The sequence below is a fragment of the Neptuniibacter sp. UBA6509 genome, from assembly GCA_002435145.1.
Lineage (GTDB): Bacteria > Pseudomonadota > Gammaproteobacteria > Pseudomonadales > Balneatricaceae > Neptuniibacter.
The window spans coordinates 12,162-36,082 of record DJLT01000064.1; the positions used below are offsets into that span (position 1 = coordinate 12,162).

Consider the following 23,921-nt stretch of genomic DNA (forward strand, 5'->3'; position numbering starts at 1 on the left):
TAAAAACACATACTAGATTCTACTTAATCAATCACTACGGGAACCTTATTAGCGAATCTAGCTGTACACAACACCATTCATTTTAAAAGCATGGTTCGGTAACTATGAACAGACATTATCATGCCAAACCCCGCCATTAACGTTACTATCGACGTACCACCATAACTAACCAAAGGCAGGGGCACCCCCACAACAGGTAGCAAGCCACTCACCATACCAATATTCACAAAAACATACACAAAGAATGTTAAAATCAAACTACCCGCTAGCAACCGTCCAAAGCTATCTGGTGCCCTTGCTGCTATCACCAAACCACGCGCTATAATAAGCAGATAAAGCGTTAGCAGAATACTGACACCGATAAAACCAAGCTCTTCGGCAACAACGGCAATAATAAAATCGGTGTGCGACTCGGGTAAAAAGTCCAACTGTGACTGAGTCCCGCTTAACCAGCCCTTACCATCAATACCACCGGAACCAATCGCTGTCTTTGATTGAATAATATTCCAGCCTGATCCCAACGGATCACTCTCCGGATCAAGAAAAGTAAGCACTCGCTGCTTCTGATAGTCCTTCATTACAGCCCACAGCCCCGGTAGTGCTGCAGCTGCCAAACCTAAAGCAGTAAAGATATATCGCCATAAAATGCCCGATAACAACAATACAAATACACCCGAAGCCGCAATCAGCAGTGATGTACCAAGGTCCGGTTGCTTCATAATAAGTAAAGTTGGCATCCCAATTAATACCAAACTAATAAAGATGTGCTTAAATCGGGGTGGCAAAGGTCGATGAGCCAAATAAAATGCAACGGTGAGCGGCAAAACAAGCTTCATAATTTCAGAGGGCTGAAACCTAAATCCAGGCAATGCAATCCAGCGCTGCGCCCCTTTTGCACCCACACCAAACAAGATAACGCAAACCAGTAAACCGATCCCAACTACGTACAACCACGGAGCCCAACGCCCTAATAAGCGCGGAGTCAGCTGCGCTAAAAAGACCATCACACAGAATCCAGCCCCCATGCGAATCGCCTGACGGTTAACGTAACCCATATCCTGTCCGGAGGCGCTGTAAAGAACAAACAAGCCAAAACCACAGAGCATTAGCAATAACAGCAACAGCCATCCATCTAGTCGGGTATAACTCCAAAGGCTTGGGCGCTGCCGAAGATGATCATGAGCTTCCGGCATATAGCGCTCAAATTCGCGACTATTCATTGCTCGCGACCTCTTCCTCTGATGGGTCTATTCCTAACAGATATGCATCCATAACCTTACGCGCTATCGGCGCCGCAGTGGTTGATCCACCCCCACCATTTTCCACAATCACAGCGACCGCTATTTGCGGATCATCGAGAGGGGCAAAGGCAATAAATAACGCATGGTCTCGATGAATTTCCGCTAGTTTTTCCGCATCATAAACTTCATCTTGCTTAATGCCGACAACTTGGGCCGTACCCGTTTTACCTGCTATTTCATAACTGGAATTCGCACCTGAACGACGTGCGGTACCGCGCTTAGAATGCATTACATCACGCATACCTTTAATGATGTCATCCCAATGTTCATCTTTATTAAGAACCACATCCGCAGGCGGAGACTTACTGCCAGAAAAATCTGCCATTTCAAGCACTTCAGTACCCGCATCATTAATTTTTTTAGTCCCTTTTAGCATACGTGGCGCAATCCATTCACCTCGATTAGCTATCACGGCCGTTGCAGTCGCTAGCTGAAGTGGCGTTGATACAAAGAAACCTTGCCCGATACTCATATTCAAAGAGTCACCTGTATACCAAGGCGCTTTACGGGCGCGCTTTTTCCACTCTTTCGAAGGCAAAATAGCACCCAGCGCTTCTGGTAGATCCAAACTAGTGACTTGCCCAAAACCAAACATACCAAGGTATTTAGACATCGGATCAACACCCATTTTATGCGCTACATCGTAAAACCAAGTATCACAAGATTGGGCAATGGAATCATACATATCGACACGTCCATGCCCTGTTTTTTTCCAGTCCCGATATTTACGACCGCCATGGGTCAATGTATACCAACCATGGTCAAAAATAGAATAAGTCGGTTTAACAATGCCACTATCAATCGCAGAGAGCGCCACTATTGGCTTTATCGTAGAGCCTGGAGGATAACGCCCCCTGATAGCACGGTTAAATAGAGGAAGATCCGCTGATTCACGCAAAGCGTTATAATTTTTATAAGAGATTCCCGTCACAAACATATTAGGGTCATATGCAGGTGTAGAGACCATTGTCAAAAGCCCACCGGTTTTGGGATCAATCGCAACAACAGAGGCTCGACGCCCGACCAAGAGTTTCTCTGTGATCTGTTGCAACCGAAGGTCTAAATGCAGAACAATATCTTTACCAGGTCTTGGGTCTGTCCGCTCCAGTACGCGCATAACTCTGCCACGCGCATTGGTTTCCACTTTTTGAAAACCCACTTCGCCATGAAGTTTATCTTCATAAAACTTTTCGATGCCTAACTTGCCAATATAATGCGTCGCGGCGTAGTTAGTTGGATCAACCTTTGCTAATTCCTTCTCGTTAATTCGCCCAACATACCCCATTGCATGTACAAGAGAAGCACCATAAGGATAATAACGAATCAACTCGGCCTCTACCCTAACGCCCGGGAGTCGATGATAATTAACAGAGATTTTAGCGATCTCATCTTCACTTAAGCGAAAACGAACGGGAACCGATTGGAAAGGCCTGCGACGTTGAGATAAACGTTTTTTAAAGCGCTCAACTTCCCGATCGGTAATGGGGATAAGCGTTTTTAACTGGGCAAGGATCTCATCAAGATCCTTCACCTCTTCTTTCAAAATAGTCACACTGTAGCTTGGCCTGTTATCGGCTAGCAGCACACCATTACGATCATAGATAAGCCCGCGGGTCGGGGGAACCGGTTGTAGTTGAACGCGATTATCTTCAGACATTGCAGAATAACGTTCATGCTCAACAACCTGAAGATAGTATAAGCGCCCAATCAATACACATAGCATCACGATCACAACAAAAAAAGCCAAGACCGCACGTACTTTAAATGTCCGACTTTCTTTAGAGTGATCCTTCAGGCGTTCTGCTGCCATATCCGTCAGTGCTTCTTATATAGAACGTTATTTATGATAAGGGTGGCCTTGAATGACAGTCCACGCTCGATAAAGTTGTTCAGCCAGCATCACACGTACCAATGGATGTGGCAGGGTCAAAGCGGAAAGTGACCACTTTTGATCTGCCATCGCTGAACAGCGGCTATCTAGACCATCAGGCCCACCGATTAGTAGGCTAATATTACGCCCATCCATACGCCAATCTTCTACTTGTGCAGCCAATTGTTCAGTCGACCAATTTTTACCAAGAACTTCTAAAGCGATGACTTTATCCCCTTTAGGAATAGCCGCTAGCATTTGGTCACCCTCCTGCTTTTTCGCTTTAGCAATATCTGCGCTTTTACCACGATGCCCAAGCGGCAGTTCGATCATCTCAATTTGAAAATCATTCGGTAAACGCTTGGTGTATTCACGGTAGCCATCGTTAACCCACGATGGCATTTTGCCGCCAATAGCTATGATTCGGATTTTCATAAAAAGTTCTATGCGTCTTTTTCAACGCCCCAAAGGCGTTCAAGATCATAAAACTCACGTGCATCCGGCATCATCACATGTACAACAACATCACCCAAATCGACTAAGATCCAGTCACTAACGCCCTGTCCTTCAGAACCTAAAGGCAAAAGACCTGCTTCCTTGACCTTAATAATAACCTCTTCAGCCACAGCCCCGACATGACGTTTAGAAGTACCACTGGCGATAATCATATGATCCGTCACAGTCGAACGACCGCGCACATCAAGATCAATAATATCCTTAGCTTTCATATCTTCTAGGGCGTTTTTAACTATTTCTATTACTTTTTCAGTTTGCATTATTTCGCTTCAATTAGTTAAACCGTATAAACGGTTGTCTTGGATATAGTGCCAGACACTATCTGGAAAAAGATAACGCGGAGAGTCGCCCCGCGTAATCGTCTGACGAATTTGTGTGGCTGAAATCCCTAGAGGGGTCAGCTCATGGAAAAGTACTGCGCCTGCTGGAGATGTTAAAACATGTTCAATACTTTTTGTTCTGTGTTTTTTGGTAAATTCACCTAAAACATTGCAATCAGGCTCTTCATAACCGGGCCTTTTAACAACAATCAGATGAGCTAACTCTATAAACCTTTCCCATTCATGCCAGCTAGGCAGCGTTTGATACGCATCCATCCCCATAATCATACATATAGGATGCTGTTCGCCTAACTCTTGTCGTAACGATAGCAGCGTGTGTAGTGAATAAGAGGGCTTATCGGAACAAACCTCTCTATCATCAGCAACCAACGCAGGTTCATTTTCTACTGCTAATCTCACCATAGCTAAACGTTGATTCGCTGAGCGTCCAGGGGTAGAGCGATGAACTGGATCTTTAGAGGGGATTAAGCAGATATGCTTAACCCCCATCCATTGCTGAATTTCTAAGGCCGTTCTCAAGTGTCCGTTATGGATAGGATCAAATGTTCCTCCCATAAAAACATAGGCATCATCATTCATGATTGATTACTGACGAATATGACCATCACCCAAAACCACATACTTTTCAGAGGTCAAACCATCTAGCCCTACAGGGCCACGAGCATGAATTTTATCAGTTGAGATACCAATCTCTGCACCCAAACCATATTCAAAGCCATCAGCAAAACGTGTTGATGCGTTTACCATTACTGAACTGGAATCGACCTCACGTAAAAAAGAACGTGATTTAGTGTAATTCTCAGTAATAATAGAATCCGTATGGTGCGAACCATAACGGTTAATATGACGAATCGCTTCATCCATATTTTCAACCAGTTTGATCGACAAAATAGGCGCTAGATACTCTGTTTCCCAATCAGCTTCTGTTGCTTCATTAATGAGCGGCAACAATTCACGCGTCTGCTGACAGCCACGGAGTTCAACACCCGCTGCTTGATAACGCTCAGATAAAGCTGGAAGAACCTCTGCAGCAACATTGGCGTGAACCAATAATGTCTCCATCGTATTACAGGTGCCGTAACGGTGCGTCTTTGCATTCAGCGCAACATTCACCGCTTTACCGTGATCAGCTTGATCATCAATATACACATGGCAGATGCCATCAAGATGTTTAATCACCGTCACTTTGGCATCGCGACTAATACGTTCAATCAGGCCTTTACCGCCGCGAGGAACAACAACATCCACATACTCAGGCATTGTAATCATCTGACCAACCGCTTCTCGATCCGTTGTTTCGACAACTTGAACCGCATTTTCAGGCAAACCGGCAGCTTTTAACCCCTGTTGAATACACGCTGCAACCGCCTGATTAGAATTAATCGCTTCAGAACCACCACGTAAAATTGTCGCATTCCCTGATTTGAGGCATAAACTCGCTGCTTCCACTGTTACATTTGGACGCGACTCATAAATAATACCGATAACACCTAAAGGCACACGCATCTTACCTACCTGGATACCGCTCGGTAGGTATTTAAGGTCATTAATTGCACCCACTGGATCAGGTAATGTAGCAACCTGACGCAGGCCTTCAATCATCGTATCGATTCGAGCATCAGTTAACTCAAGGCGATCAAGCATTGCCGCATCTAGACCGTTATTACGACCATTTTCAAGATCTATCGCATTCGCTTCAGTCAATGCCGGTCGGCTACTATCGATTGCATCAGCCATTGCTAACAACGCCTGATTTTTCAGGTTAGTGTCTGCTTTTGCTACTAAACGAGCCGCATCGCGTGCGTTTTCGCCTAATTCGATCATGTATTCTTGTACGTTCATAGCCGTCCTTCCTATCATTAAGCCCTATATTATACCCGCCAGATAACCTGCGGTCATGGTCCGAATGCAATTGATATTCACACTCCCCTCAATGAACTGCTATTATCTGCCTTTCGTTCCCATTTTGAGCCTATTTTTCCTGTGACATTTAGCCCATCCCAAAGCCACAGCTCTAAACGACAACATTTAGCGATTGTCGGCTTAATCCTTTTTTTAGGATTTGTGTTGAGTGCTGCTTATATGAATTTTGCCACCAGCAGGCAAGCGCAAAATGAAACACGCACATTAGGGAACACGCTAGCGAAGCAAAGTGATATCCTGATTCGCCCACTACTCTTATCGAATGATCGTGTTAGCCTGAACTTTTTATTGAATGAACTGAAGAACCTTTCATATATAAGCGGACTTCAGATTCAGAACAATTCAGGCATTATCATCGCAAGAGCGGGTAATATAAGTGATTTAAAACTGCAAAAACGCCTATTACAGCAAGATAGAAACCTTGCAACTGTCACTTTATGGCTAAACCCTGCACCTATTGAAAGTATGCTTCGTAGCCAGCTATGGCCCTTAGCTATTATTGCACTCGCTTCAATCATCTTAGCCCTGTCGGCGCTATGGCTATTCGGCTATCGCTCAAGCGAAGACGAAGACGAAGACGAAGAGACAGAACAAAGCATTACCTCAGACCTATCTTTTTCAGAAACCTTAGCGATTCAGACCGACATAGTAGAAACAGAAGAGACCGAAGCAGCCGATAATTCACTTCCTTCGGCCACAACGTCAAACACACCTGAATTTCGAAGGACAGAACAACTAGACTCGGCCCAGCATAAAGCAACTGATTCAATGGGCAGTCATACTCAGAGAGATGTGCAAGAAAAAGCCCCTACACTAGACCAAGCAGCACCGCAGGTAGACCAGCTACAAACCGAATCATTAGTTGATCTATTAAAGCCGGAACAGAGCCTCGCGACTAAGATGCCTAAGTTCGAGCATCAACCGCAAGACCTAGAACCGGATGACAAAGAGACAAACAGTGACGATTTCGCTGTCGAAGAGGGCCTTGTTACAAACGCACCTCCCCCTCCCACTCAAGAAAACGCGCCTCTCTCCCAAAACCCACTTTTAAAACAGAGAGATGAACGTGAAGAGGTGCAACTTGGGCTTTATTCATTTGAAGATGAACTTGAGCTGATATTAGCCCCACAAGATGCAATTTATCTTTTCTATATAGATAGTAATACCGCCAGCTCAGATAACATGCCGCCTGACGAAAAGGCCACCCTGCTCAACGTATATCTTTACTTAGCTAAACAAGTCGCCCGAATCTATCATGGTGAAGCTGAACAGCTTGATAACCACGATATTTTATTACGCTTTGAATTAAGAGATTCAGACGACAACCATGGTACAAACGCCCTCTGCGCAGCCATGCTATTTAGCTTGCTATATAAAGGCTTTAACCAAGCACGAATAAAAGGCTTCCAACCCGTACTCAGCCTACAGATGTCTGTTTCAAGAGGACATCATGACAAATATGCATTGGTGAAAGAGGAAGCTCATTTTCTAACACGCACCACGCACAGCAACGAGCTAATTAGCCACACAGCACTGACTGAAGCACCCAAGTTAAAACAAGCACTGCTAAAAGAAGCTGAAATCCGTCGTGAAGATGAAGATAAGGTACTACTCTTAAAGATCACACCTAACCATCAGGCTCTTCTACAGAAGCAAGCAAATCACCTATTAACTAAAATCTTTAAGAAATAGTTTTAGTTAAACTACCAACAAGTCAAATACAGATAATAACTGCTCAAACTTCCAATAAGCAGATCCCATTTTTACCATTCTTTTTCACCTGATACATGTGCTGATCTGCCACGTTTATCAGACTCGCAAGTGACTCACCCTCTTCAGGATAGGCGGCCCCTCCGACAGAGCAACTCACCTGCAATCCATCAGAAACACATTCATAACTCTGATTTAAACTACTAAATAACCGCTCAATGATTGCATCAATATAGCAAGCGCCTTCAGAACATTGAAGAATAGCTGCAAACTCATCACCGCCAATGCGCGCGACAATATCCCCTTTATTGAGAGAGTCTTTCAACCTAGCAGCAATCTCGATCAGAACTTTATCTCCAACCTCATGCCCATGCTTATCATTAATGAGTTTAAAATCATCCACATCAACAAACAGAACAGTGAAACAAGCGTCTGTAATTTTGGCATTATCCAAAACAGCCTGCCCCATCTGCATAAAAGCCTTACGATTTGAGACCCGAGTTAAATCACAATGATTTGCTTCATAGGTCAACTCAGTATGCTGAGCGGCTGCTTGAGCCTCTACATTTTCTAACGCACGCTCAACTTTTTGTTTTTCGTGTATTAATGCAAGAAAACTATTCATCACATCATGATAATGATAAGCAATCATCACGATAAAAGGCAGGGACAGCACTCCTAAGAGCAATACATTTATTAGCAACGAAATTCGCTCACTCATCACACTAGAAACAGAGTGATTATAACGCTAGGTTTTCTCCTGCAAGACACCCAGCGCATTCAACGCAGGTGTAGTATCATCAATGCGCACAAGACCATCCACTTCATGGATAGGTAGATCTAATTGGAGAGAGGTTTTAGCCAGATCAATATTGCTAGCATAAAGCAATAAAGTGGTTCGCTCAGCTGAAACGATACTAAAGTTACTCCAAGCATCTCTGACCCCTGAAGAAAGATAGAGCAACAAACCGCCGACTAGAAGAATTCCAATCGACAAAGAGGTCGCAAGCATCGTAATTTTACGACCTGAACGCTTGCGAATAATATGTCCCTCCATGACATGAGCCGCCTTACAAACTGGCTGTGCCTTATCCTATAAAAATAGCTTTCGAACAAGACACTAAATAGCAAATAAATACATCGCCTTATAGCATAGCTGAATCATTCAATCTTAACAGCTGAACAATTGTAATAAGTCGCACTGTAATCCTTGGGTGCTACGATTAAATTAAGACCAGCGGTCAGCCGCATTTGCCCCTCCACTGCGCCGCCTAATACATGAAACACGTCAGTATGACTTGCTTGCACAGGAGTGACATCTTTATGCCCAGGGATAACAAAATCGGCCCAACAAGAAATCTGAACTTCCTCGACCTCAGCCTGAGGAACAACTAGATGAAAGTTCACATCCAAATAACAAGTAGATCCGATACTTACTCCCGCTTTATCGACGCATACTGTCTGCTTCGCTGAAACATCTACTTGTAATTCATCCTTAGAACTAGGCTCACCTGACAACACCTGAGGAACTAAATAAGTATTATATATCCATCCCTGTATTTTTGTTTTTCGCCTATCTAGATAAAACACCTCAGACCAATAGCCCTGTCGGCGAGTCTCAAGCACTAATTGACCATCATCGACCTTAGAAAGTACTCGCCACTGCTGCCCTGGGCCCTTACGAATATTTACATTGCCGCCTTCAACCAGATAAAACTCTATAGCACTTGCTGAGCAGGGCAAGACAGTCAGCACCAATAAGAATAAGTTCCTGATCAAGGCTAATTTATTCATTAGTTTCCACTGTTTCCTGCTTAGCAACGCATACTTCAAGACTATCAACACGCTGATAACCTCGCGGCAACTTATTACCACGCCTACCACGCTCCCCCTGATAATGCTCAATATCAGATGGCTTCAGTTTCAAATGCTGTTTACCTGCATGCACAAGCAAAGTGTCCTCGGCAGACAATATGCTCGTTGCAACAACCAGCTCATCTCGACTAGATGCTCTTGCAGAAGGGATATTAATAATCTTATTCCCCTTACCTTTAGCAAGCTCCGGCAACTCACTCACGGGGAAAACTAATAAACGTCCCTCATTCGTCACAGCAGCTAACAGTGCATTCGCCATATCATGAACAACGGTTGGCGCCAATATTTTCGCATTTTTAGGCAGGGTTAACGCGGCTTTGCCGTTCTTCGTTTTACTGGTCAGATCACTAATCTTAGTAATAAAACCATAACCCGCATCCGACGACATCAGCACCCGATCACTGTCCTTACCAGATATCGCCGCATCAATGGTAGAACCTTTAGGCAAAGTAATTCGCCCAGTTATAGGCTCACCCTGCCCACGCGCAGACGGTAGATTGTGAGTATCGATGGTAAAACTTCGTCCGGTGGTATCAAACAAGATAGTCGGCAGATTAGTACGCCCTTTGCAGACCAATTTAAAGGCATCGCCGGATTTATAATTCAAACCGGTCGCATCTATATCATGCCCTTTAGCCGCTCGAATCCAACCCTGCTTGGAGATAACCACGGTCACAGGATCGGAGGTTAGCAGATCTTTCTCACTGAAGGCTTGAGCCTCATCGCGTGAAACGATTGGAGAACGACGTTCATCTCCATATTGTTCAGCAGCATCTTTAAGCTCTTGCTTGATAAGCTTACGCATCTTACTGTCTGAACCAAGAATACCTTCAAGCTTTTTACGCTCAGCATCTAACTCATCTTGCTCAGACTGGATCTTAAACTCTTCCAACTTAGCCAAATGACGTAACTTAAGATCAAGGATGGCATCAGCCTGAATCTCCGTCAGACCAAAGCGTTTAACCAGCTCAGCTTTTGGCTCATCTTCGTGACGAATGATGGCAATGACCTCATCAATATTGAGATAAGCCACCATTAAACCCTGAAGGATATGTAACCTTTCTAAAACTTTTTCTAAACGGTGTTGTAGCCTTTTTCGTACAATACCCGTACGCCAACCTAACCACTCGACCAAGATTTGGTGTAGGTTTTTAACTTGCGGTTTACCATCCACGCCAATCATATTCATATTGACACGGTAAGTGCGCTCGAGATCTGTTGAAGCAAACAGGTGAGCCATCAACTGCTCTACGTCCACTCGATTAGAGCGGGGAATAATCACCAACCGCGTAGGGTTTTCATGATCAGACTCATCACGTAGATCACTCACCATCGGTAATTTCTTCTGCTGCATCTGAGCGGCAATCTGCTCCAGAATTTTAGCCCCTGAAACTTGATGCGGTAGTGCAGTGACAACAATCTCACCCTGCTCTTTCATGTAAACCGCACGCATACGAACAGAACCACGTCCTGTTTTATAGATCTGTTTCAGATCACTAGGAGAGGAGATTATTTCCGCATCCGTTGGCATATCAGGGCCAGGAATAAATTCACTGATCTCTTCAAGATCCGCACGCGGATTATCTAGCAGGTGAATGCACGCATTCGTTACTTCATTCAGGTTATGCGGCAAGATATCCGTTGCCATACCCACAGCAATACCCGTTGTACCGTTGAGCAATACATTAGGTAAGCGCGAAGGAAGTATTGCAGGCTCATCAATCGTGCCATCAAAGTTGGGAACCCAATCAACCGTTCCCTGCTTTACTTCAGCTAGTAATACTTCAGCATAAGCGGCTAAACGAGACTCGGTATAACGCATCGCTGCAAACGATTTAGGGTCATCAGGAGAGCCCCAGTTGCCCTGTCCATCAACGAGAGGGTAACGATAACTGAATGGCTGCGCCATCAGCACCATCGCTTCATAGCACGCAGAATCACCATGAGGATGAAATTTACCTAAGACATCACCCACCGTTCTTGCGGATTTTTTAAACTTAGCCGTCGCTTTTAAGCCAAGCTCTGACATCGCATACACAATACGGCGCTGTACGGGTTTCATCCCGTCACCTATATGTGGCAAAGCTCGGTCCAAGATCACATACATTGAGTAATCTAAGTAAGCTTTTTCAGTGAAATCTTTAAGGGCTAAACGTTCAGTCCCATCTTCAAAAGTCGTTTGTACCGTCATATCTACGTGTTACCGCTTATCCATAAGGCCTTATCATTAAAACATCGAGATTGATAAGCCACTTAATGCATCAAAAAATGAACATCAGCATTTAAAATACTGACGATTAAATATCAGCCAAATTGCCTTTACTTTGCAGCCAAGTCTTACGATCACCGGAACGCTTCTTCGCAAGAAGCATATCCATCATCTCGTTCGTACCATCGCCAGGCTCTACGGTTAACTGAACTAGTCGGCGTGTATCAGGCGACATAGTTGTCTCCCTCAACTGCAAAGGGTTCATCTCACCCAATCCCTTAAATCGCTGGACACCAATTTTTGCATTCTTTCGATCAGCACGAATACGCTCAATAATGCCATCTTTCTCTGCATCATCTAGCGCGTAAAAAACCTCTTTAGCCACATCAATACGGTACAACGGCGGCATTGCAACATAAACATGCCCCTCGCTTACAAGATGTTTAAAGTGCCTAACAAACAGCGCACATAACAACGTAGCAATGTGTAAACCATCGGAATCGGCATCAGCCAGTATGCAAACTTTACCGTAACGCAAACCTTCTAGATTATCTGACCCAGGCTCAACACCTACCGCCACCGATATATCATGGATCTCTTGCGACCCTAGCACTTCACTGGGATCGACCTCCCAAGAGTTCAAGATCTTACCGCGTAATGGCATTATCGCCTGAAACTCACGTTCCCTCGCCTGCTTAGCAGAACCGCCTGCCGAGTCACCCTCTACTAGAAACAACTCAGACTGCATCGCATCACCACCGGAACAATCCGCCAGTTTCCCAGGCAATGCAGGGCCTTGAGTCACCTTTTTACGCACCACCTTTTTATTGGAGCGCATACGCTTTTGAGCATTAGCAATAATTACTTCGGCAAGCTGCTCGCCCTCTTCAACATGACGGTTAAGCCATAAAGAGAAAGCATCTTTAATTGCTCCTGAAATAAACGCTGCTATTTGGCGAGAGGACAGACGCTCTTTGGTTTGACCTGAAAACTGCGGATCCTGCATCTTAGCGGACAAGACATAACAGCACTTATCCCAAACATCATCTGCTGTAAGCTTTACACCACGAGGCAGCAAGCTTCTGAATTCACAAAACTCCCGCATCGCTTCCAACAAACCGGTTCGACAACCATTAACATGAGTTCCGCCTTGAGCTGTAGGGATCAGGTTAACGTAGCTTTCGCACGTCATTTCACCACCCTCAGGTAACCACTGTACAGCCCATTCAACCGCATCTTCTTCACCCTGAAGGGAGCCCGAGAATGGTTCCAACGGTAAAGACTCAAAAACCTGAGTAGTTCCCTTTAGATAATCCACCAGGCCATCTTCATAAAACCATTCATCTTTCTCTTTCTTGGCACCGCTCAGGTCAGTAAAGGTCACTTTAAGGCCCGGGCATAACACCGCTTTTGCTCGCAGGTTATGCTTTAAACGGGTGATACTGTATTTGTGGGTATCGAAGTATTGAGGGTCAGCCAAGAAACGAACCGTTGTCCCCGTGTTTCTTTTACCGCAAGTATCGATCACTTCAAGCTCTGATACCTTTTCACCATCCGCAAAGGTGATTTGATAAACCTGACCTCCACGGCGAACTTGTACCTCTAAGAGCTTGGATAGCGCGTTAACAACCGATACCCCTACGCCGTGCAAACCACCTGAGTAGTTATAATTCTCATTATTAAACTTACCGCCGGCATGCAGCTTAGAAAGAATCAGCTCAACACCACTGACACCCTCTTCAGGGTGAATATCTACAGGCATACCTCGCCCGTCATCCGTTACACTCAAAGAGTTATCTTTGTTCAGCACAACATCTAACTGCTTAGCGTGACCGGCCAACGCCTCATCAACGGAGTTATCAATAACCTCCTGTGCTAAATGGTTAGGACGATCCGTTTCGGTATACATTCCCGGACGACGTTTAACCGGATCTAAACCACTTAATACTTCAATCGAACCTGCATCATATTGCTGGGACATCAATCCTGTTTCCTGTCTTAGCAAGCATCACTAAATTTATATAGGCTGTACTATTTATTCAAAGCAGTACTACTTATTTAAAAGCCATATTACTTATTAAAAGCCGTACCGTTTATTAAAGGCTGCGCTATTTATAAGGACAGCACCTTTTCATAAAGGCCGTACTTCGGGCAACTCTACACGCCCCTGGCCAAAAGCCAGAATAGTTGGAATCATTTTCTCAAACTGCTCAAACCCATGACACCCGCCAGATTGAACAAATTGTGGTGAAGCAGCAAACTTATCAACTGCTTCACGGTAATCTAAGGTTTCATCACCTGTCTGCGTTAACAGTAAGAATGAATCTGGCTTCGTTACAGCTTCACAATTAAAACGTAGCAACTGTTCCAAATGCTCTGTGGTCAACTCGTAACATTCACCACTATAGTAGTTTTCATTAAGACCTAAATATTGCGGCAACAACTCAAACGGGCGCACTGAAGGGTTAATTAACACACATCTTACATTCGCGTAATGCTCAGTTAGCCATGTACTGTAATATCCACCTAAAGAACTCCCAAGAAGCACCACTGTAGTGGATAAATTAGCCTCGACTAACGTTTGCAATGCTGCCATCGCCTGCGCCGGACAATGAGACAAGTCAGGAATCAACACCTGATCTTCTTGCCCTCTTTTTTGCATCGCCTGCAAAAAGATTTGGGCTTTCATCGACTGCGGTGAGCTGTTAAAACCGTGAACATAGATATAGATAGGTCTAATCATTTTTTTCCTCTGAAAAGAACTTACCGGAGGGAAAAGGTTGGTGCAATAGCTAGAACGTTTATGCGGGTAATCTAATAACTTCTGCCTGAATATTTCCGTCGTCAAAAAGCTGGTAACGGCCATAAGCAGCACCTCGAAAACGGGTATCGGTCTCTACAACAGGCCTCTCTGTACGTGCTTTATACTGTGGCGCAGTCGCCGGAGTAGAAAACAGTTTTACCTGACCGCGCTCAAGACTCCATTGTTGATGTACATGACCAAACATAACAGCGTTCACACAGGAATAACGATCAACTATACGCCAAAAATCATCTTTATTGGCCAAATCTATATTATCTTGCCAAGCACTTTCCACTGAGACAGGATGATGATGCATAACAATAAGAACGTGCTGTTCAGGTGTTCTTTTATCTAACGCTTGTATCAAAAAGTCCAACTCAGAATCAGCCAATGAACCACTCCCCTTCCCATCAGGGTTTGATGTGGTATCCAATAAAAGAAGACTCCAACGGCCTAACTCTATAATCTTTCTTCCATAGCCCTGCTCGGAGAAATTCGACATCTCTGACAACAGATCATGGTTTCCGGGAATCCAAGCACTGGGAAATGCGAGCTGCTGAAGAGAATTAGAAATACGCCCATATGCGGCTGGCGCATGATGTGACAGGTCACCGGTTAAAAGCAGAAGGTCTGCTTCTTCTGTCTGTACGCAGGCCATCACTTCTTGGAAGCGCTGCTCAACGTTATACCCTTTCAATTGAGTTTCAGCATCTTGCTGAAGGTGCATATCGGTTACTTGAAGTAAACGAAAAGAGGGTGAATCATGCACTGAAAACAGGCTCCATTGAGTGACCATGACTTAAGCATTCACTCAACCACTCTCCTAAATACTCATTAAGCTGTAACTTTTCATCCGGTAGATGCATATTTCGATTGGGATAAGGGTATACGCCAGACAGTTGCTTTCTTTTCTGTAAACAGATCACCTCAGCCATCGAAGCATCATGATATAGACGCACCACCAGCCCAGGAGATTCTAGCCAAGGAGAGGTTTTCTCATAGCGATGGCTAACCAAAACAGTTGAGGTATATTTGAAACGCTCATCAACACGAAAACGTAAGTATGCACAATGTTCAGGCCAGCTCACTTGAAACTCACGCTCGTTACAACTATCCAGATCCGGCAACAGTTTCATAATGCGTAGGTAATTTGCCTCGCACTGTGACATCTGCCGACTTAAATCTGGAATATACTTACGCTTCATAGTATCACCAAGGGGTTACAACCGGCCCTAACAGCGGGCTACTCGTCTATTTCTAAACGAAAGGACTTATTCTAAACCTATGAACTAAGTCCAACGCTTATCTAATTCACTTTTGTTAATCTGCAGCCACTGTATAGCAATTATGGCAGGTGCATTGTTTATCGTACCATTTTTTACCAATTCAAAGGCATCGTTAACAGGAAGCGTATGTACTTTAATATCTTCCCCCTCTTCTGCTAGCCCATGAAGACCCTCAACACCGCTAGAGTCTACGTTCGCACACAGTAGATCGATATACTCTCGTGTTCCGCCCGAACTCGGAACAAAACGACTTATTGAAACGACTTCACCTAACTCCGCCCCCGCTTCCTCTACAGACTCTCGGCGCGCTACATCTTCAGGTGTTTCGCCTTTTTCGACAATTCCAGCCACGAGCTCCAACAACCAAGGTCCTTTAGGATTGTCATAAGTCCCTACCCTAAATTGCTCGACCAAAACAACCGCTTGTTTTACCGCATCATAAAGCAGTACACATACCGCATCATCTCGATAAAACAACTCACGTTGAATACTTATTTCACCGCCTGCAAATGTTTTATGCGTTAGATGAAGCTTTAGCATTTTGAAAAAACCATCATAAAGCGATTCTTGTTTATCAATGCTGAAATCTTTTTGACTAAAAGTAGATCGCCATAGTTCCGAAGTTGAAGGCGCTATTTTCGTTTGTTCAGACATGCTTTTGATCCCAGTCAATATCTATAGAAGAAACAACTATAGCAATCACTAGCCTCATAGCTAGCAGAAGCCATATAATCAGTTAGAATATACTTAAACCTTAAAGAAATAAGAGGCTCTACTAGAAACAATGGCAAATCAATGGGATTCTTAAACCAATATTTCCCCGTGCTCGGCTGGCTTAACACCTACACACGCCAAACCTTAGTGAGCGATCTCATAGCAGGGGCTATTGTCGCTATAATGCTTATCCCACAAGCAATGGCCTATTCGTTATTAGCAGGCCTACCTGCAGAATATGGCTTGTATGCAAGCATACTCCCACTGCTCATATACTCTCTACTTGGAAGCAGCCGCTCTCTTGCTGTTGGGCCCGTAGCTATAGCGTCTTTAATGGTTAGCACCGCCATAAGTACAGTCGCCACTCAAGGTAGTAGCGAATACCTAAATGCTGCCGTTAATCTCTCATTTCTGGTTGGAATAATCTTACTGTTTCTACGCATCATACGACTCGGCGCTATTGTTAACTTCATCAGCCATTCTGTGCTATCAGGCTTCACGAGCGCTGTAGCTATCATCATTACAATAAGTCAGTTAAAGCATGTACTAGGAATTGAGTTTCCTAGAGCAACAGGTCTAGATCAAAATATTGTTGCTCTCTATACCCACCTGCATCAAACCAATCACATAACCCTTTTACTCTCATTACTCGCGTTCGCCATACTATGGCTATGCAAAAGTAAACTCTGCCAAACTCTCAACCTATTAAAATTACCTCTATGGTTTGCCCAACCGCTCTGCAAAACGGGCCCTATGTTTGTTTTATTGATAGGATCTATACTCGTTTGGCACTTCAATTTAGACCAAACTAAAAATGTTGATACCGTTGGCATAGTCCCCCAAGGACTTCCTAACATCGGAGGCATCCAGATTGATCTACAGCTATGGCAACAACTGTTTATACCTGCTCTTCTTATTGCACTTATTGGATTTATTGAGAGTGTCTCAGTAGGTACCGCACTAGCTAGTAAGCGACGAGAAAGAATTGATCCAAACAAAGAGTTAATTGCACTTGGGGCTGCCAATCTAGGGGCGGGGTTTAGCGGAACCTATCCTGTAGCAGGGGGTTTTGGGCGCTCGATGGTAAACCATAGCGCAGGCGCTCAAACAACAATCGCATCCGCAATCAGCGCCACATTAGTCGCGCTTGTGGTTGCTTATTTTACCCCTCTTTTTTATTACCTCCCTAAAGCGGCACTTGGGGTCATCATCATTATGGCGGTTATTCCTTTAATCAGTATTTCAACATTTAGAGAGTGCTGGAAATTCAATAAAGCAGATGCCTTAACCCTCATTGCCACATTCATACTTGTACTTATATTAGGGGTAGAACTAGGTATTTTATTCGGCATCGCCATATCAATTGCACTATTACTCTACCGCGCCAGCCAGCCACACATTGCGATTGTAGGAAGGTTAGGTAACAGTGAACAGTTTAGAAATACCGCTAGGCATGATGTCAAAACTGAAGAAACCGTACTCGCATTAAGGGTCGATGAAAGTCTCTACTTTGCGAATACCCGCTTTGTCGAAAAATTTATTTTGCATCAATGTACAGACAACCCTCGTTTTCAACATGTCGTCCTTATTTGCAGTGCGATCAACTTCATTGATGCTAGTGCACTAGAAACCTTAGAAACACTCGTCTCTAACTTGAAAGATAAAGGGGTGATACTTCATCTTTCAGAGGTAAAAGGCCCAGTTATGGACCAATTCAAAAACACTCATTTCCTAAAAAAACTTGAGCCTGGGCAGGTTTTTTTTACGACAGACCAAGCCTTACGCACTCTGACCAAAACATAAACGCGAAGCAACTCCGCATCTCGAAAAGTCTATATAGATTGCGACGTTGCAGCTCTCTGGTAAGAAGCGTCATTTAGACATGAACACTCACGCATATCTTTCTCAACTTGAGTCGCTCTTCTAGCAGAGATATACAACGAACTATGAACATTCTTTTTGGCTTCTTTTTTTGCCATAGCAGCTAACTCCGCAACCTCATGAAAGCTTTCACAACGATAGGGATCCGGATGCACCACGCCTATTGCAAGACCTAAAAGCGGGAAGAATTGGCGGGAGCCTTTACGATCAGTTGACCATGTTCCTTCATGTTGTAAATCTTTTGGTGTGTAAAAAGCCCTCACCTCACGATCAAATTCTCGCAAAATACGCTCACAACTTAACTGCCAATCTGACGTTCGGTAAACAACAACAAAGTCATCTCCACCGATATGACCAATAAAGTTATGCTCATGCCCAGCAAAACGACCTAGCAACTCTCCTAACAAACGGATCACTTGATCGCCTTTAGAGTAGCCATAACAATCATTGAACGGCTTAAAATTATTTAAATCAAAATAGGCAATATGAAAATCAGCTGTACTTTTAAGCAAACTATCTACTTTATTATTAATCGGCACGTTGCCCGGCAATAAAGTCAGCGGATTAGCGTACTGTGCATTTTGTATTTTCAATTCAGTTAAACGCTTTAGAAGGTCACGCAAGTTGCCCATTCCAAAATAACAATCATCTTGAGTGATAATAATATCTTGCTGTAAAGCACTATTCTCTTGATCCGTAACGAGTCTTGAAACCTCAACCAAGCTCAACTCACGATCAACCAGCAATACATCTTTACTCATGATCCTAGAAACAGGCTTTTTCTCATAAAGAGCGCGCCCATATTGTGTGGAAAATAGCTCTAATAGATCAGATTTCTTGACCACTCCTAATGGCACGCCTTCTCTTATAACAGGCAACGCACTCAACTCAGGATTTGCTTGAAACTGTTCACTAACAAACAGTACTGAATCATCAGCAGATACCGCAGGAGCTTGACGTAATAACGAAACCGCCATTTCCCCATGTTCCAGTAACGCTTTCTCATTATTAGATGAGGATGAATCGCAAAAAACCAAAGAGCAGAGCGCAGGCTCAGGGTTGGGATAACCTAAGTAAAACCCCTGACCAATACTGATACCTAGTTCAAGCAGTGTAGCGACCTCTTCCTGACGTTCAATCCCCTCGGCGATAACCTTACAGCCCATTGTATGACTTATATTGTAGATCGCCCGCACAAACTCTCTTTTCACTGGATCCGTATCAATATACGAAACAAAGTGCCTATCAATTTTCACATATTCAGGGTTTAGTTCTGACCACAACTTTAAACCTGAGTAACCAGTACCTAAATCATCAACAGCTACTTGGAAACCCTCATTTCGATAATATTCAACGGCACTATTCGTCAGCCCGTATTTATCAAAAGGATGCTGTTCTGATAATTCAATCACAATATCCTCAATCGATATCCCCAATTTCTGCAACAGTTCAGCAGTAAAACCTTCCGTATGCTCCGGAGTACCTAATAAGGACGCACTAATATTAAGAAAAAGCTTACCGCCCGGTTTCAGTTCAGCAAAGCGTTCTAAAGATCGACGACGGGACAATAACTCTAAAGAATGGAGTAAATCATTCTCTATTGCAGTTTGAAATAACGCACCGGGGGATCTCATTACACTGTCAACAGGGCCACGAATTAAGGCCTCATGACCAATCACATCATTTTTTTTAAGATCAACAATAGGCTGAAAGTGAGGGTAAAGAGATTTTTTCTCAAGAATATCTAAAAGCAGCTTACGACGTGTTTCAGCGTCGACTTCATCCGTTGCGAGTAACATAAACTAACCAATAAAACTGTTTATAAAGTTCAGGTTAGATTAAAGCGCTGATATTACATTTGAGTGAAAATGTTTAAATCTACAACTTTTATTGGTCTTACATATCCAGAAGACTCGCATTTAAAGCCCCTTTACTTTTCTATATCCAGCCATAGCTAACAACTAACTGGGCAAATGATGATACAAGCTAAGCGCTATATCTCTTCCAAATCAATAACCATCAGAAATGAACTACTACTCATCTAAATCTCACATCAAGCTAATTAATTATGTATTAACATCCCAAGTTTCATTGAAATCTCATTCATAAGCATAGAAGCACCTACGCTACTCAAATGATCATCATCCCTGTAATAGGAATTTTCCAGATCATGTGTCACACACCTTCCATCTACTACTGTATTACAAAAAAGTCTATGCGGATAAACCCTAGAAATATTTCTGTGCATGATTCCGTCCAACAGAGAAAAGCTATCCTTTGATCTTTCCTGATAGACATCAAAAGACGTTGTTATTGGTTTTTTAGATAACTCGCTCTCTATTTTATTCGGAGGAACGCTTTGAATTATATGCTTTAAACGCTTAGGGACATTCCAACCAACCTCAGGAATTGGATATATCAAAATGACTTGATGTCCGTAATTGGCTAACTCTAATACGGTCTTTTTATACTCTATAAAAATAGCTTTTCTTCTATCCTCATGCGATGAAAGGCGCTTTTTATCATATTGCAAGAACTCTTTCATTTCGCCTTCATATGCGCCTTCTTGATTGTCAAATCTATCTTCTGAAAGTATCAATGGTAACCTCCCCCCTAAAATTACTATAGAAGGGTCAGAAGACAATAAAACTCTCTGCCTAACCTTTTGTAATTTGCTGGAACACTTGCTAATTGCCCCTGACGTCTTACTTACTCTCTCTAATTTCAAAATATACTGACAGCCAGGAGCATTCAAAACATTTAGGTTAATGCCATTACCCTTTGAATACTTCAACAGTGATGATTCTAACGTCATCATGTGTGAATCGCCGACCAAGAAAAGCTTTTTCGTTCCTCTTTCATTAAAAGAGCAATGAAGACCTTCCTTACAGATTTTGTCCTTCAAAATATTAGTTTCGATATTTGAAATTATAGGCGGGTATCGAAAAGCGTAACCGTTACTTTCAACACCGTAATAAGAAAAAATTCCTATTATAAGAACAAAAGCAGAGATAAAAGTAATAAAAAACCTATTTGGTACCAGTGCCGACGATCTAAAAAAGGTTTCAATGAATCGATAACTAATCATGGAGCACAGAAACGTAGCAACTATCGCAATAACTTTATCTAAATAATTGCTAAATAATGATTCTATTCGAAGAAATGCAAAAATTGGATAATGCCATAAATATAATGAGTACGATATTAAGCCAATTAACACAAATGCTTTACTTGAAAGAATTCTTGTTATCACCTCTCCTTTACTAGCAAAACCGATAATCAGCATTGTGCCTATAACAGGTATTAAAGTTGTAAATCCGGGGTGATTAGAATCAAACTCAGTAAACAGTACTGAATATAAAACCAATATAAAACCCAATTTAGGCATGGCCTTATTTAAAAACGAGTTATTTTCATTTTGAGGATAGAAATTAAGAAAATATGCTAAAACACCACCAGCTAAAAGTTCCCAAACCCGACTTGGCAGCATATAAAATGAGAATGAAGCATCTTTAGGAGTCATCCAATCAGCAAATAGCAAGCTAAAAAGCAGTCCTACTGCAAGCAACAGAAATATGTGGGATTTACACCAGCGAAAGGCTGCAAGAAGGAGAAGAGGAAATGCTATGTAATACTGCTCTTCAACTGCTAACGACCAAGTATGCAGAAAAGGCTTTAACAGCGCCGATTCTGCACCATATTGTTGCAAACTATAATTCCAATAAAAGTTCGAACCAAAAAAAAGTGAAGAAATAAGTGAATTACAGAAATCAATGAGCTGCTCAGGCAACAAATAAAACCATGCAAATGGAAGAGAAGCGAGCATAACAACCAGCAGTGCAGGTAACAGCCTCCTCGCTCTCCTTTCATAAAAATTAGTAATTGAAATCGTACCTGTATGATGAAACTCACTCATCATGAGAGAAGTAATCAGGAACCCTGAGATAACAAAAAATATATCTACCCCTAAAAAGCCACCAGCTAGTAACTTTCCGCTACCTAGCACAAATTCAGCATGATAGATAATCACAGAAAGAACAGCTAAAGTTCTAAGACCATCAATTTCTGATCTATACCTAATTTCCATTTAGAATAAATCCCAATATCTATTCGAAAGCAGCAGATGATAACAGAAACAATTAGGGAATTGGGATGCAAGCAGATTACACTTAATGCGAATAAGAAAAAGGAATTACCGATCAAGCCGTTCAAGGCCTATCAGTTATCACTAACATAAAAAAGTTGGCTTCTCCATATTTACTATAGTGCTAACCCGTAATATGGTCTCTGTAGCAGTTTTTACTATCAATTTAACATCTTCAATAAGGACTATAAAACCCAAAGAATACAAAAAATTATATTCTATCAGCTATGTTTCTACTGAAAGCCTTTGTAAGACTCTCTATTAGGGGCATCATAATATATGCATTAAATCCAAGGCATAAATAAACCACCATTTACGGTCAGCCCTTCATACCAAATAGCTTAACAAGTACAGAATCGAGATCTTATGACTTTACAATCTCTATCTTCAAGTAACTTTAATATCTTCATTTAATTATCCCCTTATCGAACTAATTTATGAGGAGGCCGGGGGGAAGGGATAATTTCAGAAGGTTTCTGAGACATTAAAATTTCTGCGTGCTCTAAGCTGTCCCTTCAAGCTGGGATAGCTGGTTGATATTTATTAAGGTGTGGGCGTAAGGAGATGTATCAATTTCAGTAATAGGATACTGTTTATACCAACGATAGACAGCCCTAACACCCTGATCTAATGAGGCGTTCAAATTATCCGCATACTGTGTTGGAATAATGGCATGTAAAAAATGCGCACGACCCACCTCATTCAAGTAGATAATATCTTGTGGAGACTCCAAGCTCTGCTGTATTAAACGCCGTAACAAATGGTCACTCACTAAAGGCGTATCACAGGGAAGTATTAACAGATGAGTATGACGTGCTGACAGCTCATTTAAAGCGGCTTGCACCCCAGCCAAAGGGCCCAAAAAACCTGTTTTTTGATCACAAACAACACCAACGCCGAATGACTCATATTGATCATAATTACGGTTACAGCTGATTAACACCTCGTTCACCAAAGGTGAAATCTTATCAAGCGTCCAGCTAATCATAGGCCGCTGTTGAAAATGAACTAAACCTTTATCCTCGCCGTCCATACGGCGGCCTTCACCACCCGCTAAAATAACCGCAGCAACAGATAATTCATTACTCATGAGCTCCACCCATTTCTAACGCGCTATTTATAATCAACAACATCAACCAACCTAAGAGAACCTTATAATTACAGTTTACACGCCCCACCTAAGCAATCATCAAACTCCATGCTATCTAACTCTTGACGGTTTTCCTGCGCCGCTTTAACGCGTTGTAACATTTCGCCTTCAGCACCATTCTCAACGGTAATTCCCGCTTTTTCAAATACGCTTAAAAGTAGGTTAAGTTCGTCTAAAGTAAATTCGTTCATTTCTATG

21 protein-coding genes are annotated in these 23,921 nt (G+C 42.8%); 2 read left to right on the forward strand and 19 right to left on the reverse strand.

The window, feature by feature from the left end:
• Positions 1-77: 77 nt before the first annotated feature.
• The 6 genes from rodA to B4K11_RS08210 are packed head-to-tail and all read right to left on the reverse strand — an operon-like array spanning position 78 to position 5,870.
• Entirely contained in the window at positions 78-1,220 is a 1,143-nt protein-coding gene (gene rodA, locus B4K11_RS08185; RefSeq protein ID WP_292952175.1) for a rod shape-determining protein RodA, read from the reverse strand.
• Positions 1,213-3,111: a penicillin-binding protein 2 gene (gene mrdA, locus B4K11_RS08190; protein ID WP_292952172.1), complete on the reverse strand. Its 1,899-nt coding sequence runs from the start codon at positions 3,109-3,111 to the stop codon at positions 1,213-1,215. The genes rodA and mrdA overlap by 8 nt, the downstream gene beginning before the upstream one ends.
• 27 nt (positions 3,112-3,138) lie before the next feature.
• The gene (gene rlmH / locus B4K11_RS08195; protein ID WP_292952169.1) at positions 3,139-3,606 is read right to left on the reverse strand and encodes a 23S rRNA (pseudouridine(1915)-N(3))-methyltransferase RlmH; all 468 of its coding nucleotides are present in this window, start codon (positions 3,604-3,606) and stop codon (positions 3,139-3,141) included.
• 8 nt (positions 3,607-3,614) lie between these two features.
• Complete coding sequence (gene rsfS / locus B4K11_RS08200; protein WP_292952166.1) at positions 3,615-3,947, reverse strand: ribosome silencing factor; 333 nt, start codon at positions 3,945-3,947, stop codon at positions 3,615-3,617.
• A gap of 9 nt (positions 3,948-3,956) precedes the next feature.
• Positions 3,957-4,607: a nicotinate-nucleotide adenylyltransferase gene (nadD, locus tag B4K11_RS08205; RefSeq protein ID WP_292952164.1), complete on the reverse strand. Its 651-nt coding sequence runs from the start codon at positions 4,605-4,607 to the stop codon at positions 3,957-3,959.
• Positions 4,608-4,613: 6 nt separating this feature from the next.
• Positions 4,614-5,870: a glutamate-5-semialdehyde dehydrogenase gene (locus tag B4K11_RS08210; protein ID WP_292952162.1), complete on the reverse strand. Its 1,257-nt coding sequence runs from the start codon at positions 5,868-5,870 to the stop codon at positions 4,614-4,616.
• A 225-nt stretch (positions 5,871-6,095) separates the two neighbouring features.
• Here B4K11_RS08210 and B4K11_RS08215 point away from each other — a divergent pair, with 225 nt between their 5' ends.
• Positions 6,096-7,643, forward strand: a complete 1,548-nt coding sequence (locus B4K11_RS08215; protein WP_292959320.1) for a hypothetical protein — start codon at positions 6,096-6,098, stop codon at positions 7,641-7,643.
• Positions 7,644-7,686: 43 nt separating this feature from the next.
• On the opposite strand, the gene B4K11_RS08220 is transcribed toward B4K11_RS08215, so the two are convergent.
• The 9 genes from B4K11_RS08220 to B4K11_RS08260 form a co-directional block, all read right to left on the reverse strand.
• Positions 7,687-8,382 (reverse strand): GGDEF domain-containing protein, encoded by a 696-nt coding sequence (locus B4K11_RS08220; protein WP_292952158.1) that lies wholly within the window; start codon positions 8,380-8,382, stop codon positions 7,687-7,689.
• A 27-nt stretch (positions 8,383-8,409) separates the two neighbouring features.
• The gene (locus B4K11_RS08225) at positions 8,410-8,718 is read right to left on the reverse strand and encodes a hypothetical protein (protein ID WP_292952155.1); all 309 of its coding nucleotides are present in this window, start codon (positions 8,716-8,718) and stop codon (positions 8,410-8,412) included.
• Positions 8,719-8,822: 104 nt separating this feature from the next.
• Entirely contained in the window at positions 8,823-9,455 is a 633-nt protein-coding gene (locus B4K11_RS08230) for an SH3 domain-containing protein (RefSeq protein ID WP_292952152.1), read from the reverse strand.
• Complete coding sequence (parC, locus tag B4K11_RS08235) at positions 9,448-11,727, reverse strand: DNA topoisomerase IV subunit A (RefSeq protein WP_292952149.1); 2,280 nt, start codon at positions 11,725-11,727, stop codon at positions 9,448-9,450. Before parC ends, B4K11_RS08230 begins: the two co-directional genes overlap by 8 nt.
• A gap of 106 nt (positions 11,728-11,833) precedes the next feature.
• Positions 11,834-13,726, reverse strand: a complete 1,893-nt coding sequence (parE, locus tag B4K11_RS08240) for a DNA topoisomerase IV subunit B (RefSeq protein ID WP_292952146.1) — start codon at positions 13,724-13,726, stop codon at positions 11,834-11,836.
• 150 nt (positions 13,727-13,876) lie between these two features.
• Entirely contained in the window at positions 13,877-14,488 is a 612-nt protein-coding gene (locus B4K11_RS08245; RefSeq protein WP_292959321.1) for a YqiA/YcfP family alpha/beta fold hydrolase, read from the reverse strand.
• Positions 14,489-14,546: 58 nt separating this feature from the next.
• Entirely contained in the window at positions 14,547-15,317 is a 771-nt protein-coding gene (locus B4K11_RS08250; RefSeq protein ID WP_292949523.1) for a metallophosphoesterase, read from the reverse strand.
• Positions 15,310-15,753, reverse strand: coding sequence for a DUF1249 domain-containing protein (locus tag B4K11_RS08255; RefSeq protein ID WP_292949521.1), 444 nt, complete (start codon positions 15,751-15,753; stop codon positions 15,310-15,312). Before B4K11_RS08255 ends, B4K11_RS08250 begins: the two co-directional genes overlap by 8 nt.
• Positions 15,754-15,837: 84 nt before the next feature.
• Positions 15,838-16,488, reverse strand: coding sequence for an NUDIX domain-containing protein (locus B4K11_RS08260; protein ID WP_292949520.1), 651 nt, complete (start codon positions 16,486-16,488; stop codon positions 15,838-15,840).
• Positions 16,489-16,629: 141 nt separating this feature from the next.
• Here B4K11_RS08260 and B4K11_RS08265 point away from each other — a divergent pair, with 141 nt between their 5' ends.
• Positions 16,630-18,351 carry a SulP family inorganic anion transporter gene (locus B4K11_RS08265; RefSeq protein ID WP_292949518.1) on the forward strand — a complete coding sequence of 574 codons (1,722 nt, stop codon included), beginning with the start codon at positions 16,630-16,632 and terminating at the stop codon, positions 18,349-18,351.
• Positions 18,352-18,380: 29 nt separating this feature from the next.
• Here the strand turns inward: B4K11_RS08265 and B4K11_RS08270 are convergent, their stop codons facing one another.
• The 4 genes from B4K11_RS08270 to B4K11_RS08285 form a co-directional block, all read right to left on the reverse strand.
• Positions 18,381-20,228, reverse strand: a complete 1,848-nt coding sequence (locus tag B4K11_RS08270; RefSeq protein WP_292949516.1) for an EAL domain-containing protein — start codon at positions 20,226-20,228, stop codon at positions 18,381-18,383.
• 263 nt (positions 20,229-20,491) lie between these two features.
• Positions 20,492-22,516 (reverse strand): acyltransferase family protein, encoded by a 2,025-nt coding sequence (locus B4K11_RS08275; RefSeq protein ID WP_292949514.1) that lies wholly within the window; start codon positions 22,514-22,516, stop codon positions 20,492-20,494.
• A 559-nt stretch (positions 22,517-23,075) separates the two neighbouring features.
• Positions 23,076-23,663 (reverse strand): molybdenum cofactor guanylyltransferase MobA, encoded by a 588-nt coding sequence (gene mobA, locus B4K11_RS08280; protein WP_292949512.1) that lies wholly within the window; start codon positions 23,661-23,663, stop codon positions 23,076-23,078.
• A gap of 68 nt (positions 23,664-23,731) precedes the next feature.
• Entirely contained in the window at positions 23,732-23,914 is a 183-nt protein-coding gene (locus B4K11_RS08285) for a hypothetical protein (protein ID WP_292949510.1), read from the reverse strand.
• Positions 23,915-23,921: the final 7 nt, after the last annotated feature.

Coding starts and splice junctions, on each gene's coding strand:
- rsfS (WP_292952166.1), bottom strand. CDS start 3,947: ATGCAAACTGAAAAAGTAATAGAAATAGTTAAAAACGCCCTAGAAGAT.
- rlmH (WP_292952169.1), bottom strand. CDS start 3,606: ATGAAAATCCGAATCATAGCTATTGGCGGCAAAATGCCATCGTGGGTT.
- B4K11_RS08245 (WP_292959321.1), bottom strand. CDS start 14,488: ATGATTAGACCTATCTATATCTATGTTCACGGTTTTAACAGCTCACCG.
- mrdA (WP_292952172.1), bottom strand. CDS start 3,111: ATGGCAGCAGAACGCCTGAAGGATCACTCTAAAGAAAGTCGGACATTT.
- parC (WP_292952149.1), bottom strand. CDS start 11,727: ATGACGGTACAAACGACTTTTGAAGATGGGACTGAACGTTTAGCCCTT.
- B4K11_RS08265 (WP_292949518.1), top strand. CDS start 16,630: ATGGGATTCTTAAACCAATATTTCCCCGTGCTCGGCTGGCTTAACACC.
- B4K11_RS08275 (WP_292949514.1), bottom strand. CDS start 22,516: ATGGAAATTAGGTATAGATCAGAAATTGATGGTCTTAGAACTTTAGCT.
- parE (WP_292952146.1), bottom strand. CDS start 13,726: ATGTCCCAGCAATATGATGCAGGTTCGATTGAAGTATTAAGTGGTTTA.
- B4K11_RS08230 (WP_292952152.1), bottom strand. CDS start 9,455: ATGAATAAATTAGCCTTGATCAGGAACTTATTCTTATTGGTGCTGACT.
- mobA (WP_292949512.1), bottom strand. CDS start 23,663: ATGAGTAATGAATTATCTGTTGCTGCGGTTATTTTAGCGGGTGGTGAA.
- rodA (WP_292952175.1), bottom strand. CDS start 1,220: ATGAATAGTCGCGAATTTGAGCGCTATATGCCGGAAGCTCATGATCAT.
- B4K11_RS08225 (WP_292952155.1), bottom strand. CDS start 8,718: ATGGAGGGACATATTATTCGCAAGCGTTCAGGTCGTAAAATTACGATG.
- B4K11_RS08255 (WP_292949521.1), bottom strand. CDS start 15,753: ATGAAGCGTAAGTATATTCCAGATTTAAGTCGGCAGATGTCACAGTGC.
- B4K11_RS08285 (WP_292949510.1), bottom strand. CDS start 23,914: ATGAACGAATTTACTTTAGACGAACTTAACCTACTTTTAAGCGTATTT.
- B4K11_RS08260 (WP_292949520.1), bottom strand. CDS start 16,488: ATGTCTGAACAAACGAAAATAGCGCCTTCAACTTCGGAACTATGGCGA.
- B4K11_RS08210 (WP_292952162.1), bottom strand. CDS start 5,870: ATGAACGTACAAGAATACATGATCGAATTAGGCGAAAACGCACGCGAT.
- B4K11_RS08220 (WP_292952158.1), bottom strand. CDS start 8,382: ATGAGTGAGCGAATTTCGTTGCTAATAAATGTATTGCTCTTAGGAGTG.
- nadD (WP_292952164.1), bottom strand. CDS start 4,607: ATGAATGATGATGCCTATGTTTTTATGGGAGGAACATTTGATCCTATC.
- B4K11_RS08270 (WP_292949516.1), bottom strand. CDS start 20,228: ATGTTACTCGCAACGGATGAAGTCGACGCTGAAACACGTCGTAAGCTG.